Genomic DNA, 16,147 nt, shown 5'->3' on the forward strand with positions numbered 1-16,147 from the left:
GCACCATACCCTTAGCGGATTGCAATTTGCTGATGACATTAGCCATGCGATCCCTGCTTACCCTATTTCTTGTATTCTTCTGTTCTGTTTCGGAGTCTCAGGTTCGATCGGACCACCTGCCTCCCGGAGCTGAGCCTATCGAAGTGAATAACCAGACAGTTTTTTATATAAATGGTTATTTCTACCGCAAAGGCCCCGACGTCTATACCCGGATTGAGCCGCCTCTGGGAGCTCGGGTCTCCCGAGTACCTTTTGGAACCCCCATTAACTTGGGTAACAAGCATTATATGCTTGCGGGTAATGGTACCTTTTTCTTATTAGACCCCAGGGACAATCAATATGTGGTGGTCACGCCCCCTCCCAATTGGCAGCATGTTAATCGCAATCCCCTAGCTCCGAAAAAGAAAATATACCCCCGAGCGTATCCGCTCCGCCATTTGCGGCACCGCTCAGAGGGTAAACGAGTCGATCGTAAGGATTGGGGTATTTACTGTGAAGCCCGGGCGGCAAATTTGTTGCGCAGTACGGGGGAGCCTGGAAAAACAGCAAGGCGGGCTATGCGTGAATATCGCAAAGTATACAGGAAATGTTTGCGTCAAAGTCGCCGCTTCAGGTAAATGCATGGGGCAGGGAAGTCCCTGGGCTACACTGAACAATATGGCCCAGTAGGCGCCTATTTTATTAGTGCCGGATTTTTTCACGGATAGAAGTATTTTATGCCGGGTGCCAGCCTTTTCATCTCTCGTTGTAGTGCCGGCAAAGAATTTCCTTTTCTTCACCTCGCCCTTTCATTTCTCCTTTTCTTTAGCGTCGCCTGTCTCTCTGTTTCCAGTGTCGCCCAGCTTCCCGGTAGTAAACCCAAGGAGTTTAAGCCGGAGGTTCCGGATTTTGCTGACCCCTCTGCAGATTGGTGGACTGGATGGACCAGTGCCTCTCCCGAAGAGCGACGAGAATGGCTTAGCTTGGTCACAAAGAGCTGGGAGGAGTGGGAAAAGGATTTGCCGGAGGATGAGGCCTTACAGGACGGTGCAGAAAAGATTAGCCAAAGTTTACAAGGGATCGCAATTACCTGGAAAAAACGAGAGGAGTACCTGAAAGTCCCTTTAATGCCGGATGTGGATTTTCCAGAGAACCCAACGGTATTGAACTGGGCCAAGGCTGATTCTGCCATCAGCCGTGGCCGACGTAGGTTGAAAGGTGTAGAACTGGAGGCTCGCCAACTTAAATCAACCCAGTCCCAGTCTCTATCTTTACTGCGTAAACAAGTGATTGTACTGCGCGATTCCAGTGGACGAGAGGAGGATGAGGCGGCGCAGGCCCTACTTTTAGCTCAAATAAATCACCTGAATATTATTGAGCAGTTGAGTACCGTTAATACTTTCCTGGGAACCTGGCGGGAAAAGATTAACAGCGCAGAAATCAAATTGCGGAGACTTCTGGATACCCTTGTCTACTCCAGTAAAGATGCAGAGGAAATAGATAAGGATATTGCGGCGAACGAAAAGAAAATCGAACGTATTTCTGCGACCCGCACCAGTATTCAAAGCACTACAGAACCCTCCACTGACCCCACCATCAATATGCAGAAAGACCTCACCCTGATGCAGCTTGAAGTGGATTTGTTGGAGGAGCAGTTGGAAAAACGCAAAAGTGAATTGCTGCAATCCATCAATGAGGTCCTGAATGAAGAGGGCGAAGAGCGCCCCCTGATTATCAGTCGGGATTTATTGGAAAATGCCAACTCTGTGATTGAAAGTGCGTCGCGGGAGCTGGCGGTGCGCCAGCGCCAGGTGGTGGCCTGGCGCGAAGATGAAGAGAACGAAGACCTGAGTCGCTGGTGGTCTTACTTTGAGCGTATTGGCAGTGGCCTGGCCCGCGCCAATGACCTCGAGCAGGATATTCAGCGCTATGAAAAGGCCCAGCTGGAGGTTTACAAGGAGCGCCAGGGTTGGTGGGCAACAGTGCGCGAACGAGTCGCACTGGGCGCAAGACAAGCTTATAACCGCTGGCGTAAGTTGGCGGATTATCAGCTATTTACTGTTGCCCAGAACCCGATAACCCTGCGGTTGATCGCCAAGATGATTGTGGTCTTGGTGGGGGCCTGGCTATTGTCTGGACTCACCCAGGCCTTCCTGCGCCGGCTTGTGCGCAGGGAGCATGCCAGTGAATCCTCTATGTACAATCTTGGGCGGGTGTTGCACTACATCTTTATTTCCGCGGCCCTGATTGTGGTGCTCAGCATGTTGGGCCTGGATACCTCCAAGTTGGCCCTGGTCGCTGGAGCCCTATCAGTAGGTATTGGCTTTGGGCTTCAGGCGATCTTCTCGAATTTTATCTCTGGTTTGATTCTGCTGTTTGAGCGCCCTCTCAAAGTGGGTGATCTGGTGGAGCTGGAGTCGGGCGTTTTTGGCCGTATCCGGGATATCAGCGTGCGCTCAACCCGTATTACCACGCGGGACAATGTGGATATCTTGGTGCCCAACACTGAGTTTGTTGCGGGCCGGGTTATTAACCACACACTGGATGACCCTGTGCGCCGTATTCACGTACCCTTTGGTGTGTCTTATGCCTCGGACCCAGACTTGGTGCGGGAAGCTGCCCTGGAAGCTGCCGCTCGAGTCAATATCACCCATACCGACTGGAAGCGAAAAACCGAGGTGTGGCTGATGGGGTTCGGGGATAATGCCCTCGACTTCAAGTTGGTGGTGTGGGTCAACAGCAATATGGTGACTTCCCTGGGAGACTCCTATGCCCTGTACAACTTGGAGTTGTTGCGGGAATTTCGCGATAAGGGTATTGAGGTACCTTTCCCTCAGAGAGATCTGCATCTGCGCAGTTGGGATGTTCCGGCGATCATTGGCCGTACTGCCAGGAAGTAAGTGAGGTCCGGCTGGCATGACACCTCCGGGATTTCATAGTATTTTCAGCCCACTGGCCTTTGTGTTGGTGCAAGTTCATTTACCGGTGTTACTGCGTTTTCTCACAGGGCGCTGATGAAATCACAATAAGGGAAGCCCGTGCTGATCATCCCCATCCAAAACAAACCCGACTGGCGCCGGCCGCCATTAATGTGTTTTGCGTTGATTGCCCTTAACTTGCTGATGTTTGTTTTCTATCAAGGGGGGGATGAAGCACGCTGGCAGGAAGCTGAAGATTACTATTTTGAGAGTGACTTACCGGACCTCGAGGAGCAACGCTTTCTTGTGTATGTCAATGAAATGCACCCAGAGTGGAGAGCTCAGATGGGTGTGGAAGGGGAAGAGTTTTTTTACCGGGAATCCCTCGGTAACCCTGAGTTCCACCACTGGCTGTTGCCGAAGCTCGAAGCAGAGGGTGAGACCGAGTGGTTACGACAGAGGCAGGAGTTTGCCCAACTGCGGGATAGGGTCAGTAGCAACGCACTGGGGCTGATACCGGCAGACCCGAGTATTGCTGGGGCCTTTGGCCATATGTTTCTACACGGAAGCTGGGATCACCTTATAGGCAATATGGTGTTTCTGCTGTTGTTTGGCTTGTCTGTTGAACTAGCCCTGGGAGGGTTGTGGTTTATAGGGCTCTACCTGGTGGGAGGATTGGCGGCAGCAGGTCTGCATGTGCTGGTGGAGTCCGGCAGTCATGTACCGATGGTGGGTGCCTCCGGTGCGGTCTCGGCAATTATGGGCATGTTCGTCGCGGTTTACGGTGTGCGCCGGCTACGTTTCTTTTACACCATTGGTTTCATGTTTGGCGAATTCAGTGCACCGGCGCTGCTGGTGTTACCGCTGTGGTTGGGTAAAGAGATTTTCGGTTATTTGTATGGAGATGCCAGCATTGCCTACTGGGCCCATACTGGTGGTTTACTTGCGGGTTTTGCCCTGACTTTGGCGGTGTTGTATTGGCGCCCGATGGTGGAACCTATGCCGGAGGAAGAGGAGGCCCCGTCCCCCCAAAGGGTAGCCTTGGCGCGGATTGATCGTTTTTTGGAAGAGGGAAAAATCCTGGAAGCCACTGAAGCGGCAGCCTCAGCGGTGCGGCAATATCCACAGGCGTTAACACTGATTGAGCGCTATATAGAACTGACCTCAGCGGCGCCAGAGAGTGAAGGTTACCACCGGGCCAATCTCGCTTTATTTGCCCAGGCAGGAAATCTGCAGATCGATGGCCATACCCTGGCAAGTGGCTATCGCCGCTACTTGGCGGCAACAAAAAGTCCAAAGGCGCTCACCGGAAAGGCAAACTTATTGATGGCACGGCGTGCAGCGGAGGAAAAGGACTGGCCGTGGCTAGAGGAATTACTGCGCCACTTGAAACAGCAGCGAGTGAATCACCCCTTGATTCCGAAGCTGGGAATGGTTCTGGTCAATTACTATCGTCGCCTGGGTGAGGAAGGCCGCGCGCGCGAGGTGAAAGAGATGACCCAAGATATGGCTGCCTCAGGTTGAAGAACATAATTCGGTATGTCTTATAAATAATTAAGTAATGTATTGGGGGCAGAGTGAGTCGCTATATTTTGACCGGGACCGAAATTGCAGGGATGGAGGGGGAGCGCAAGGTACATTTCCTCAATGCCAATGCGGTGCGTAAAAACAAGTCCCTGGGTGATCTTACCGGCATATCCGGCTTTGGTTTCCATATGATTGAAATCGAGCCAGGTTATGAATCCACAGAATTCCATTGTCACTATTTTGAAGACGAATGTGTTTATATCCTGGAGGGTAGGGCCGAGGTGCGTATTGGTGACGATCACCACCAGGTTTCTGCAGGGGATTTTATTGGCTACCCCGCTGGCGGCCCAGCTCATGTGATGCGCAATGTGGGAGAAGTGACCTTGCGTTGCATAGTTGTAGGCCAGCGACTGCAACATGATGTTGCCGACTACCCAGAAAAAAATCAGCGGATCTACCGAAATAGTGGTTTACCTTGGGAGTTGGTGAACCGCGATGATATTGACCACCCGAAGTAGTTTTCGCCGGTAGAAAAGAGTGGATTTTTAGCTTATGCCTGAAAAGATTCGGGTTTTTTATAATTCTGCTTGTCCAGTCTGTAACGCAGGAATTTCAGCACAAAAGAAAAAGTCCAACTCCTGCCAAGTGGATTGGGAGGATGTTCATATTGATGAAGATAAAGCGAAGGAACTGAATACAGATTTAGAGTTTGTCCGTGAGCGGTTGCATGTATTGGATGCGGATGGAAATCTGAAAGTAGGCTACGAAGCTTTTATTACGATTTGGGAGAACTCCCCCAAGGAATTGTGGAAGGCCAAGGTGTCGAAGCTCCCTGGCCTGAGGTGGTGCCTAAATATCCTTTACAATATTTTTGCAAGAGGGTTGTATCTCTGGAATCGAGCTTTCAAGCACTGGTAGTCGTGCTCAATGTATATCTGCTGTCGAGTTTAATACGTTCCACAAGGTGTTGATCTGAGAGCGAAAGGCGCTGTCGGGGAATTTCTGTCGGAGAAAGTGAAGCAGTTTTTTTGCTAAGTCTTCCCGGCCTAATCCATCGATATAGACTTGAGCTAATAACAGGTAGGCGGCGTCAAGCTGTGGATAGGCTTCTTTGTGTAGATTATTTAATAGTTGTGCAGCAAGTTGGTATTTATGTTGATGATATAGTACCTGCGCGATAGCGTGGCGAACTTCAGACTTGCGCACAGCTGGAGTGGGCTCTGTAGCTATATAAAGCTCCGCCGCTTTGTGTGGACGATTTATCTGTACAAATTTCTCTAAAAGATGTGGCCCCAGCTCCAGTAGGGCTTTTTTATCTTTGGTTGCTAATAACAGACGGTAATAGCGTTCGTTTAGTATTTCGTCGCTAGGAAAGCGGCGCAGTCCCTCGACTAAAGCCTGACGAGCGCTAGTGAAATCTCCTTCACGCAAAAATATTTGTGCTTCTGCCTGAGCTCGTTTACATAGGAATTCATTTTCCTCTAAGTAATTGTCGTCATCTTCGTACAGTGCAGCTACCCCGAGTTTTTGTTGTCGAGTCAAGCAGATATAACCCATTACTGCACTTGAGACTATGTAAAAGTAAGTAACAGTAGCTGCTGTTGTTGGCATAATTGCCCAGGAGGGAAGCTTGTCGCTAACAATAGCCATTAAAATGGTTGGAGCGAAAGATATGACATTAGTAATAATTAATAACAACCAATAAGGCCAGCCTATAACCAAAGTAAATTCAAGTAACTTAAGTGGATTGATTGCTGCCTTCAAGCTGTGTGTGATAGCCAGGGCAATCATAGAAGCTGGCGTTAAAAAAGAAAGCACTGCCATATAAATAGCTAAAACTCCAAGGCTGCCGGTAGATTGCACAAGTTTGTAACCGACAAATATTGCAATCAGCGTCATTCCGACGACTTTGAGGAGTAATACAGCCCCATTTCCGTCCAGGGCCTCCGTAAGAGCCGGGGCTTCCCGTTGGCCTGCGGCGAGCTTTTCAATCACTAAAAGGTTGTAACGGACTACCACCGCCACAACTGCCACTAATGCAATGAGGCTGAGAAGCCCAATGGAGGTAATTGCCAGGCTTCCGGCAGCGGCTACCGCCATCAGAGTTAATGGACCTGGTTTGAGGGCATAGAGGAAATAAAACAGCCCCATCTGCCAAAATGGTTTTGCACTGTTACTGGCCCCAATATATTCCAGGCTCTTCCGGCAGAGGGGACAGTCGGGCCCTTGCTCGTGATAATTTGCGCTGGATCCGGGAATACACTCGCCACAGAACTGACGGTTGCAGGGCTGGCACTGCCAGGATGCAGTCTTGCTAGTGTGATAGTGGCAGGAATCAGCCATTTATTCTTCCCTAACGAATTTCTCTACTTAATAGTTATTTTGTCGTGGTTCACAGTTTATCTGTCGACTCGGTTGCGGTGCAATCATCAAGTATTTTTAATGTCCTGTTAGAATGCAGGAGAAATACCGATAAAATTGGTACACAAGTTTCAAAATAGGTGTTGTATGACAAAGGCTATGCATATTCATTTGGTTGAGGGCTTTGCGCCGGAACCCTGGGGAGAATCAGCACTGCTGAGCTTTGATGGTAGCGCTGCCAATATTCATATTAGCGCTGCGAAAGGCGCTGTGTTGGTTGCAGCGCAGCGAGCTGCCCGAAAGCTCGATGGTATGGGGGTCAACGATGTTGTCCTCAAAGGAGAAAGCTGGAGCATTGAAAGCCGCTGGGCATTTTGGGCAGGTTTTTTTAACCCGCGTAAATCCAACAAAATTGACTGGGGGACTGATGACAGCGCCGAGTTAAAAGAACTCGCCGCCCGTGAAAATGCCAGTCGCTGGGTTCGTGAAATTACTAATGGTACTCCTGATGATGTGTCTCCGCGTGTATTGGCGGAGAGCGCTGCAGAAATGCTGCAAAAGCTGGCTCCCAGTGCGGTAACTTACCGTATAGTTGCCGGGGATGACCTGCTGCGTGAAGGGTTTGTCGGTATCCACAACGTTGGGCGTGGTAGTGTACGTGAGCCCGTGATGTTACAAGTGGACTTCAACCCGACGGGTGATGACCAGGCGCCGGTTGATATGTGTTTGGTAGGTAAAGGAATTACTTTTGACTCCGGCGGCTACAGCATTAAGCCTTCCAACAACATGGCCACAATGAAATCCGATATGGGTGGCGCGGCCATGGTAACTGGAGGTTTGGCTCTTGCAATAGCCAGAGGTCTCAACAAGCGGGTCAAACTCTATCTCTGCTGCGCAGAAAATCTGATCTCCGGTCATGCCTTTAAATTGGGCGATATTATTAAATATAAAAACGGAGTGAGTGTAGAAATACTGAATACCGATGCTGAAGGGCGCCTGGTGCTGGCCGATGGTTTAATTGCAGCTTCGGAAGAAGAGCCTCGCTGGTTATTGGATGCCGCTACTCTGACCGGTGCAGCAAAGATGGCTGTAGGTCGGGATTTCAACTCTGTCTTTAGTTTTGAAGATGAAGCAGCCCAAAAGGTATTGTCTGCAGCTTCTGAGGAAAATGAAAAGGCGTGGAGACTGCCTTTAGAGCGTTTCCACCTTGAGCAAACCCCGTCCAATTTTGCCGATATCGCCAATGTTGGTATTGAGGGAAGTCCTGGTGCATCTACGGCAGCCTCCTTCCTGGCGCGCTTTGTACGGGATGAAGGTCGCAATTGGGTGCATATGGACCTTTCCGGCTCTTACCAGACCAGTGGCAATGATCAGTGGGCGCCAGGTGCTAAAGGGCACGGCCTGCGTACAATTGCACGCTTCCTTTTGGATAATTAGCAACCGGCAATTTATGCCAAATTCCCTTCGAAACGCGCCTAATAGTCGGCGCGTTTCTTTTACCTCTCCCTTAATACCTATAAGTCATTAAAAAAATTGTACTCCAGCTGATATTCGGGATATTAGTAGGGTTCTGCTAATTGAGGTATTTCGGTTCTGGTTCGTTAGCAGATACTTGGGCCTGGAAGCTTTTGCCAGGTAAATAAGATAATCAGTGATTCGGTGAGCGGTAATGAGCACTGCAACCTCTACAAATAATTCGGATTATAATCCAAACCATTGTGCCAATTGTCATGCAGAGCTATTGGGGCCCCATTGCTACGCCTGTGGTCAGCCGGTTAAAGGCATGGTTCGTCATTTCTCCTCAGTAATTGGAGACTTTTTTGATACCCTGCTTGCTTTTGATTCCCGCACATGGAAAACAATACCCTCTCTGTTTTTTAGACCTGGATTTTTAACCGCTGAGTATTTCTCTGGTCGACGGGTGCGTTATGTCAGCCCTGTACGCTTGTTTATCTTTCTATGTATCACCAGCTTCTTTGTAACCCAGATAAATAGTGATTGGGCTATTAATTTTGGAAATGTAGACGTTGAGTCAGTCGATGTTGAAAAAGCGAGCCAAGGTTATAACGACGCCATCGAAGATATTCGAAAAGGCAAAGAAAAGCACGTTAACAATAGTTATGCTGTCGCTGTTTTGGAAGATGTTGAGAAAAATCTGATTAGCGAACAAGAGAAGCTTACCGGTGGTTTGCATAAACTCAATGAAGATTTAAGTGAGATTGATGGAGGCCAGAATGGATCGGAAAACCTTTCTAAAGAGGAACTGGCCTCAGGATTGAATGAGACTATTAGTGAGTTAGATAGAGAGTTTCTTCAAGTTGATTGGCTTCCCAAACCATTAGAAGATTGGGTTAACCGTAAGGTAGAGAGCGCCCATAAAAATGTAGAAAGGGTGACTGATGATCCAAATCGTTTCAAAAAAGCATTCTTGGGAGCTCTTCCGTCAACTCTTATAGTCATACTGCCAATATTTGCCATGATGCTGTGGGTGCTTTACGTCTTTAAACGCAGACTTTATATGGAGCACCTGATTGTAGCGTTACACAGCCAGGCTTTTATCTGCCTGAGTATTCTGATTGGCAACCTGTTTTATAGTATTAGCAGCCAACTGGAAGGATACGCATTTATATCCTCATCTCTCAATAGCCTGATGGCACTATTAGTTCTTTGGGTTCCTGTATATCTTTTTTGGATGCAAAAGCGTGTATATCAGCAGGGTTGGATCATGACCTTGTTTAAGTATTCTTTTTTGGGGTTAGCCTATCTAGTTTTATTATCTGTTGGTGCGGCTCTTACTGTATTTTGGAGCCTGGCAGAGTTATAAGGATATATCCTAATAGGATTCCAACCATTAAACGCATAAGCGTTTAATGGTTGGTGTTGGTGAAACTGTGCTGTTTAGATGTTAAGTTATTAAAGCTAAGGAGTTCGCTCGCAGCACCGTCTATATTCAGAATATTGTATTGCAAATTTTAATATCCGTAATTCAGTTCAGAAATTTGGACTTTCGGATTACTGGTGGGAAGTAGTTAAAGGGAATGTCGAAGGAAGTAGGTCTTGAGTAGTACGACATCAATAGCAAGTGTTTGTAATGAAGATAATAAGTGCGCAAACTGCTGTACACAGCTGTTAGGTCCCCATTGTTATGCTTGTGGTCAGCCCGTTAAAGGTATAGTGCGGCATTTTTCATCTGTAATCGGTGATTTCTTAGATACCTTGTTGGCATTTGACTCCAGAACATGGAAAACCATACCTGCGCTATTTTTCCGACCAGGGTTTTTAACAACAGAGTATTTTTCTGGTCGTCGTGTTCGATATGTAAGTCCTGTACGGCTATTTATTTTTCTCTGTATCACCAGTCTTTTTGTAACTCGTTTGAGTGGAGACTGGACAATCAATTTTATGGATGCTGATGCTTCAAACGAAGGACCTCAGTTAGAAGCATCGGGTGTCGACCTCCTTTTGCAGGGGGATCGGCCAGTACATACTGAAACTCCTGAACGAAAAGGCCTGCTAGAAGAAATTAAGAAGGCTGAAGTAAGTCTTATCGAAGCTAAAGAGGAGGTTGAAGAGGGTATTAAAAGAGGTATTAAAAATGAGATTGCTAAAGGCAGTAATGAGGGGCGAATAATTTCCCAAGAGGATTCGGAGCCAGTTTGGCAGTCATCAGCCAATGATCCAGATAATAAATTAATAAGAATGGATATCAAAGGCCTGCCAAAGCCCATGCAAGACTGGATGGATGCCAAGATTGAAAATGCCAACCAGAATATTAAACAAGTTACTGAAAATCCAAATCGGTTCAAGAAAGCATTTCTTAAGACGCTTCCTTATGCACTGTTAATTATGTTGCCAATGTTTGCCATGATGTTATGGGTGCTCTATATCTTTAAGCGTCGATTATATATGGAGCACTTAATTGTAGCTTTACATAGTCATGCTTTTATATTTCTAAGTATCCTGATTGGAAATATCTTATACGTGCTAAGTGTTAACATGGCTGGGTATACTCCTATAACATTAGCTTTAGAGGCCCTGATAACCTTATTGATTTTTTGGGTTCTGGTTTATCTCCTTTGGATGCAAAAGCGTATATATAGGCAAGGCTGGTTTGTAACCTTTTGTAAATATTCAGTATTGGGGATGGCTTACTTGTGTCTATTATCAATTGGAGCGGTTTTTGCCATCGTTTGGAGCTTGGCTGGATTGTAATAACAGTTTTAGCGATATAAATTGATGGACATTTAAAGTTTACAGTTATATATAATCGGAAGATATAGTGGGTATTAAAAGTCGAAAGGAAGCCTCGGTAGGGAGGCAAGATTATTGCTCTAACTGTAATACAATTTTATTGGGGCATTTCTGTTATGGCTGTGGACAGTCAGCAGAAGGTATTGTGAGACGCTTATCAAGTGTAATTAGAGACTTTCTAAATACCCTTGTGGCATTTGATTCACGCTTGTGGAGAACCCTGCCGGCTTTACTGTTATCTCCAGGATTTTTAACGATAGAATACTTATCTGGAAGGCGAGCACGATATGTAAGCCCGGTAAAGTTGTTTATCTTTCTTTGCGTAAGCGCCTTTTTTCTGATTCGTATTAGTAGTGATTGGAGTATTGCTCAAGAGCAGCCTATCCGCACTAGCGATAATGTTGCCGCCAAAATGGCTCCGTCGTCCACAGGTGAGACAGAAAAACAATTTGACTGGGATTTACCTGGTGGCAGGAAATTGGACATTCGTGGAGCAGAAAATAAGCAAGAAGTATGGTCGATATCTTTTAATCGGGTACTCTCAATTTTTGAAAAAAAAGTCTATACCGTAGAATTTATGCCGCAGTCATGGCGTCATTGGTTTGATATCGAATTCAAAAAGGCGAGAAGTAATATTGAGCGAGTGTCGGAAAACCCTACAATCTTTGCTAAGGCTTTCTTCGGATCTCTTCCTACAATGCTGTTACTTATGCTGCCAATATACTCAGGTATATTGTGGGTACTTTATGCGTGTAGAGAAAAATTGTATATGGAGCATGTTATTGTATCGCTCCATAGCCATGCCTATGTGAGCCTAACGTTGCTGCTAGGAACTGCTATTTTTCTCTTGCAAGAATTTGTTGAGCCTTTGTTCTGGATGGAAATTTTATGTTATGGGGTTTTGCTACTGCTTTTCCTTTGGATGCCAATAAATTTACTATTGATGCAAAAGAATATTTATAAAGAGGGGTGGGTCTCGACCTGTATTAAATACTCGGTTTTAAATTTTGTTTATCTGCCACTAATTATACTCTGTACGGTAATGGCAGCATTTTATAGTTTGGCTAAATTATAAATTTCTAGTTATTCCAATTTGTGATTCTTGATTCAGTTGCGTTATTTTGCTATTTATAATTGTATGATAGATGGATTTCTATTCTAATTGTTATTAGAAATACGCGGTTTGAAGGTGTTTGTTTTTTGTTTTCATTCAATAGCAAGCAAAATTAATGCCCGCCAGAATTTTACTGTCTCCATAGATATTCATTAAGCACAGTTTACAATCGCTCTGCCCATAAATTCAGTCTAAGTTACATGAATCTGGAATGGGTAAATTTATAGGTGTATTCACTTAAATGGAGGGCGTTATGTTTAAATCTATATTGCGTGTAGTTATCTTAGGGATTTTAGCTTCTAGCAGTTATGCAGATCCAATTCAAGATTTAAGTATGCAAAACTATGAAGCGGGTTGGTTTCCAAATTATTGGCAGGGACAGGGTCCACTGACATGTCGTCGGACTTGTGCAATTTGGGTTGGAGGGGTGCCTGAGTCAGAGGTTGCTACTGACCTGATAGATGATTTTGAATCTACCAGTGTTTGTAAGGTAACTCGCGACCCTGAAATAATCGAGAAACCTGTCAATGACCCATCATCTCACTGGCTATACGGTAATCAGTTTGACGATAAACCGGTTTGCTATGTCGGAACTCCTTATGGTGTCAAAGAAGATGATCACTATATGTGTCTGTGTGTATGTAATAAACCTGACCTGATAGTGAGCCAAATCTATGATCCGATCTGGAATCCTGGAACCGGGCAATCCATTATCGTGGTCGATATCACTAATATAGGTGCTCTGGCAGCGCCAATCAGCCAGGCTCGCCTTTTAGATATTGATACGCTAGCCAATGATGTACAGGCGACGCCTGCAGTTCCAGCAGGTGGCACTGTAAGTATTGTATTTACTTTGGGTTACTGGGTTTTTGATCCGGATGCGGTTTTAGAGGTAACTGCTGACTTTACCAATCTCGTCGATGAGTGTAACGAAAATAACAATACACTGACTTATGCCGAGCAAGGGTAGTAGTAGATAGGGGAGAAGCTCCCGGAACTAAGCCGTAGGGAGCTTTGAGATATTAAATAAGATTAGCTCGAAAGAAATACATTAATAACCTGGCAGCTTTCTTTATCCACCGCAGCATTAGGCTGTTCACTACCGACTGTTTGCTCCCCGGGTATTTTAGGTAGAACGAGATACATTCGTGGGTAGTCTCGGACTATATAATCTTTTTTATCTGCACTCAGCCAAGGGTATTCAGCGGCAATGGCTGTTACTCCACGGAGTAAAGCGATACCATCTGTGCAACTATTAGGAGTAGTAGCTGTGGTGAGCATGGCAAAAGCTAATGAAGAGAAGTTCATAATCTCCGCTATCCCAATGGGTCTTCAGACTGACGTTATGTTTATTCTGGGGACAGTATAGCTGAGCTTGATTATGAGCAACAGATAGCTCTATTAAAGCGGCCAGCTGAAGCTGGCCATCTTCTGCACTATGCGTGCTCTACAGAGGTTTCTTCGACTTTCTCCCAGAGGCGTGTCTCTGTCGGACTAATTAATTTGGACAAAAGATTCGGGGCCACAGAGGTTAGCCCAATAAAACCAACTATCGCACGGAAAATAAATGAGTCAAGCCAGTAGATAAGGCCTATTAACAGTATTGCTATCACAAGTGACGGTAGGGTGGCTTGCAAACGAGACCGCTGAATATGCTGATAATCCATTGTCTCAGGTAGTTGTTTCTCGATACGTTCTAATGCGTGCGCTTTTACTGTTTGATTTAAGAACTCAACAGAATAGGTCTTACCCCCGTGCTTGATAGTTATTACATCCGAATTGTGGTCACTGCTAAGTGAACTTATTTCATTGAGAGGGATTCGGGCTGCGGTCTCAGGTTTACACAAGTGATATATTTCTTCAGGGGATTTCCCCGCTTGGTAGGCAGATTGAGCAGTTAAAGCCTGCTTTTTCGGGATATCAAAATAGACGAGTTCATCTCCTTCTAAGGCGACGAGGTAGTTATCATCAATATCAAGCCAGGACGTCTCAGTATAAAAGCCCTCGGGTAGTGCTTTTTTTGATTCCCTTACAAACAAGAAGCTTAAAATCCAATATAAGACGAGGCAGATACCTATAGTGATAGGTGCTGCTTGAATCAGGTTTCCTACAGGTGTGTTACTTTCGATATCTCTTTGAGCATTCTGCGCCAATACATGACCGTAGATGTCGCCCTCTGGAAACCATACTTCGATAGGTTGACCTTGTTCATATTGACTATAAATTCCTTTTGAAACCTCTGCGGAGGATTCAAAGTCCTCATCTTCATAGTTAAACTGATAGTCAATATAGTAATTTGTACGATAGCGCTTTTTACCTTTGCGGCCCCGGTACTCTTCTTCCTCCTCTCTTAACGCTACTACTTCAGCATCTAGAGCTTGATGATTTTCGACCCAACTTAATGATTCATTGTTGGCACGAGAGTAATAGTTTGACAGAAAGTAAGTCAGAATAAGGAAAACTAAAATACATACTGTACGCACCATCGATTTTCTTTTTTGTCCGGGGGACTTCTGTAACGCCATTTAATACATCCTTACTGTATTTCTTGTGCTTTAGGTATTGGTACTTTTGGAGTAATAAGTTGTTTTTTATAGATTGGGAAATTAGTGTGGGTGCAAAATGCAACTGCAGTTTGTTTGGTAAATAAAACTGAAGGTTAACTCTAAATTAATTTTTATTACTTGACCGGCATCATGGTTGGTTCATTTGCATATTGAGTATTTTCTTAAAGATTATTTTTTATTAAGTAAAACTTCCTACTTAGGATAAGAGCTGACCAATTTGGTACAAACGGTTTAGGTAATACAAACCTTACAAACATTGAGTAGCTGAATGGTAGAGTTTTAATTGCTGTGGGATTTGGACTGACTAGCTAATTTTCTGTCAGCCTTATGAGATTGGGTGGTTCAGTTTCATGGAGGTAGTTCTATGTTGAACTAGTTCAGGTGAAGTACCAATGTCGTTTTGTGTCGTAAATGTGTCATAGCAGACGCGCCCACTGGAGTACAATTCCCTGTGTGGAGGAGATGCTATGACCAAGAAGATAGGTTTTTTTGTTGCTGATGGATTCCAGGCTTTAGACCTCTTTGGGCCCTTGGATGCCTTTATGGAGGCTAATAGTTTCGTTAGTGAGGCCTATAAAAGTTGTTTGATAGGTTTAACCAATGCATCAGTTAAAACCGCGTACGGCCAAGCCCTATCTGTGGATTTTGATATTTACCAGGATAGGGAAATTGATTACCTGGTCATTACTGGCGGTACTGGGATGCGGCAGCTGCGCTTAAGCCCTAAGCAGGTAAATGCGCTACGTGCAATCGCAGACAAAGCAGAGCGTGTCTTGAGTATCTGTACAGGTGCATTCTTGCTAACAGATATATTTCCGGAACAAAAGCACCGTATTACCACTCACTGGCGGCATTGCCGGCAGCTTGCCGAGCAAGCAGTCAATTATCAGGTTGAGCAGGACCCCTTATTTATTGAAAGCGGAAAACTGTGGTCTTCAGCGGGAATTCTATCTGGAGTCGACTTGGCCCTGGAAGTGATTCGCCAGGATTATGGTAATACTATTGCGGCCAGTGTGGCTAAAGACCTGGTGGTTTATCTACAGCGCAGGGGAGGGCAGTCCCAGTACTCTGATCTGCTTAAAGTGCAATCCAGTGACAGTATGAGGCTCAATCCTCTATTGGAGTGGCTGTCGGAGAATTACCAGAAATCAATCAGCGTTTCCGATATGGCGGAGCGTATTTCTGTTAGCGATCGCCAGTTAACTCGCTTGTTCAAGCAACATCTTAATAGCACCCCCGGACATTATCTAAACCAACTCCGTTTAAACCGGGCGCGGGATTTAATCACCTGTGAATCAGCAAGCCTTGTTCAGGTAGCTCGGCAGGTGGGGTTTGCAAGCTATGATAGCTTTCGCCGGGCTTTTTATGGCCAATTTGGTGTGTCCCCCTCATATTTCAGTAGGAATCGTTAAGCCGCGCTCTCACAAGTG

At 45.7% G+C, this 16,147-nt stretch carries 14 protein-coding genes; 11 read left to right on the forward strand and 3 right to left on the reverse strand.

Translation table 11 applies throughout. The annotated features are described in order from the left end of the window. Positions 1 to 44: 44 nt before the first annotated feature. The 5 genes from ACJJIY_RS07190 (at position 45) to ACJJIY_RS07210 (ending at position 5,342) form a co-directional block, all read left to right on the forward strand. Entirely contained in the window at positions 45 to 617 is a 573-nt protein-coding gene (locus tag ACJJIY_RS07190; RefSeq protein WP_445359654.1) for a DUF6515 family protein, read from the forward strand. Between the two features lie 99 nt (positions 618 to 716). After that, on the forward strand, positions 717 to 2,879 hold the full coding sequence (locus ACJJIY_RS07195) for a mechanosensitive ion channel family protein (RefSeq protein WP_444895348.1): 2,163 nt from the start codon (positions 717 to 719) through the stop codon (positions 2,877 to 2,879). 138 nt (positions 2,880 to 3,017) lie between these two features. Then, positions 3,018 to 4,421, forward strand: coding sequence for a rhomboid family intramembrane serine protease (locus ACJJIY_RS07200; RefSeq protein WP_413664210.1), 1,404 nt, complete (start codon positions 3,018 to 3,020; stop codon positions 4,419 to 4,421). Between the two features lie 53 nt (positions 4,422 to 4,474). Then, positions 4,475 to 4,942, forward strand: coding sequence for a cupin domain-containing protein (locus tag ACJJIY_RS07205; RefSeq protein ID WP_413664211.1), 468 nt, complete (start codon positions 4,475 to 4,477; stop codon positions 4,940 to 4,942). A gap of 34 nt (positions 4,943 to 4,976) precedes the next feature. Continuing rightward, the gene (locus tag ACJJIY_RS07210) at positions 4,977 to 5,342 is read left to right on the forward strand and encodes a thiol-disulfide oxidoreductase DCC family protein (RefSeq protein WP_444895347.1); all 366 of its coding nucleotides are present in this window, start codon (positions 4,977 to 4,979) and stop codon (positions 5,340 to 5,342) included. A gap of 6 nt (positions 5,343 to 5,348) precedes the next feature. On the opposite strand, the gene ACJJIY_RS07215 is transcribed toward ACJJIY_RS07210, so the two are convergent. Then, on the reverse strand, positions 5,349 to 6,575 hold the full coding sequence (locus tag ACJJIY_RS07215; protein WP_444895346.1) for a tetratricopeptide repeat protein: 1,227 nt from the start codon (positions 6,573 to 6,575) through the stop codon (positions 5,349 to 5,351). 357 nt (positions 6,576 to 6,932) lie between these two features. Here ACJJIY_RS07215 and pepB point away from each other — a divergent pair, with 357 nt between their 5' ends. The 5 genes from pepB (at position 6,933) to ACJJIY_RS07240 (ending at position 13,120) form a co-directional block, all read left to right on the forward strand. Beyond that, a complete protein-coding gene (pepB, locus tag ACJJIY_RS07220) occupies positions 6,933 to 8,222 on the forward strand; it encodes an aminopeptidase PepB (protein ID WP_444895345.1) in 1,290 nt (429 codons plus the stop codon). Positions 8,223 to 8,454: 232 nt separating this feature from the next. After that, the gene (locus tag ACJJIY_RS07225) at positions 8,455 to 9,609 is read left to right on the forward strand and encodes a DUF3667 domain-containing protein (RefSeq protein ID WP_444895344.1); all 1,155 of its coding nucleotides are present in this window, start codon (positions 8,455 to 8,457) and stop codon (positions 9,607 to 9,609) included. Positions 9,610 to 9,842: 233 nt separating this feature from the next. Then, complete coding sequence (locus tag ACJJIY_RS07230; protein WP_445359365.1) at positions 9,843 to 10,997, forward strand: DUF3667 domain-containing protein; 1,155 nt, start codon at positions 9,843 to 9,845, stop codon at positions 10,995 to 10,997. Positions 10,998 to 11,064: 67 nt separating this feature from the next. Further along, on the forward strand, positions 11,065 to 12,111 hold the full coding sequence (locus tag ACJJIY_RS07235; protein WP_445359366.1) for a DUF3667 domain-containing protein: 1,047 nt from the start codon (positions 11,065 to 11,067) through the stop codon (positions 12,109 to 12,111). Between the two features lie 292 nt (positions 12,112 to 12,403). Next, a complete protein-coding gene (locus ACJJIY_RS07240) occupies positions 12,404 to 13,120 on the forward strand; it encodes a CARDB domain-containing protein (RefSeq protein ID WP_445359367.1) in 717 nt (238 codons plus the stop codon). A 62-nt stretch (positions 13,121 to 13,182) separates the two neighbouring features. Here ACJJIY_RS07240 and ACJJIY_RS07245 read toward each other — a convergent pair whose 3' ends face one another. After that, positions 13,183 to 13,458, reverse strand: a complete 276-nt coding sequence (locus tag ACJJIY_RS07245) for a hypothetical protein (RefSeq protein ID WP_444959227.1) — start codon at positions 13,456 to 13,458, stop codon at positions 13,183 to 13,185. A 128-nt stretch (positions 13,459 to 13,586) separates the two neighbouring features. Next, positions 13,587 to 14,675, reverse strand: a complete 1,089-nt coding sequence (locus tag ACJJIY_RS07250) for a hypothetical protein (protein ID WP_445359368.1) — start codon at positions 14,673 to 14,675, stop codon at positions 13,587 to 13,589. Between the two features lie 509 nt (positions 14,676 to 15,184). Between ACJJIY_RS07250 and ACJJIY_RS07255 the strand changes: the two genes are divergently transcribed. After that, positions 15,185 to 16,129, forward strand: coding sequence for a GlxA family transcriptional regulator (locus tag ACJJIY_RS07255; protein WP_444918891.1), 945 nt, complete (start codon positions 15,185 to 15,187; stop codon positions 16,127 to 16,129). The last annotated feature ends 18 nt before the right edge of the window (positions 16,130 to 16,147 follow it).

Source organism: Microbulbifer maximicatervae (SeqCode), assembly GCF_052468155.1.

Bases quoted from the DNA above. Each gene is read 5' to 3' on its own strand.
- ACJJIY_RS07250 (WP_445359368.1), bottom strand. From the start codon at position 14,675: ATGGCGTTACAGAAGTCCCCCGGACAAAAAAGAAAATCGATGGTGCGT.
- ACJJIY_RS07210 (WP_444895347.1), top strand. From the start codon at position 4,977: ATGCCTGAAAAGATTCGGGTTTTTTATAATTCTGCTTGTCCAGTCTGT.
- pepB (WP_444895345.1), top strand. From the start codon at position 6,933: ATGACAAAGGCTATGCATATTCATTTGGTTGAGGGCTTTGCGCCGGAA.
- ACJJIY_RS07190 (WP_445359654.1), top strand. From the start codon at position 45: ATGCGATCCCTGCTTACCCTATTTCTTGTATTCTTCTGTTCTGTTTCG.
- ACJJIY_RS07255 (WP_444918891.1), top strand. From the start codon at position 15,185: ATGACCAAGAAGATAGGTTTTTTTGTTGCTGATGGATTCCAGGCTTTA.
- ACJJIY_RS07240 (WP_445359367.1), top strand. From the start codon at position 12,404: ATGTTTAAATCTATATTGCGTGTAGTTATCTTAGGGATTTTAGCTTCT.
- ACJJIY_RS07215 (WP_444895346.1), bottom strand. From the start codon at position 6,575: ATGGGGCTGTTTTATTTCCTCTATGCCCTCAAACCAGGTCCATTAACT.
- ACJJIY_RS07195 (WP_444895348.1), top strand. From the start codon at position 717: ATGCCGGGTGCCAGCCTTTTCATCTCTCGTTGTAGTGCCGGCAAAGAA.
- ACJJIY_RS07225 (WP_444895344.1), top strand. From the start codon at position 8,455: ATGAGCACTGCAACCTCTACAAATAATTCGGATTATAATCCAAACCAT.
- ACJJIY_RS07245 (WP_444959227.1), bottom strand. From the start codon at position 13,458: ATGAACTTCTCTTCATTAGCTTTTGCCATGCTCACCACAGCTACTACT.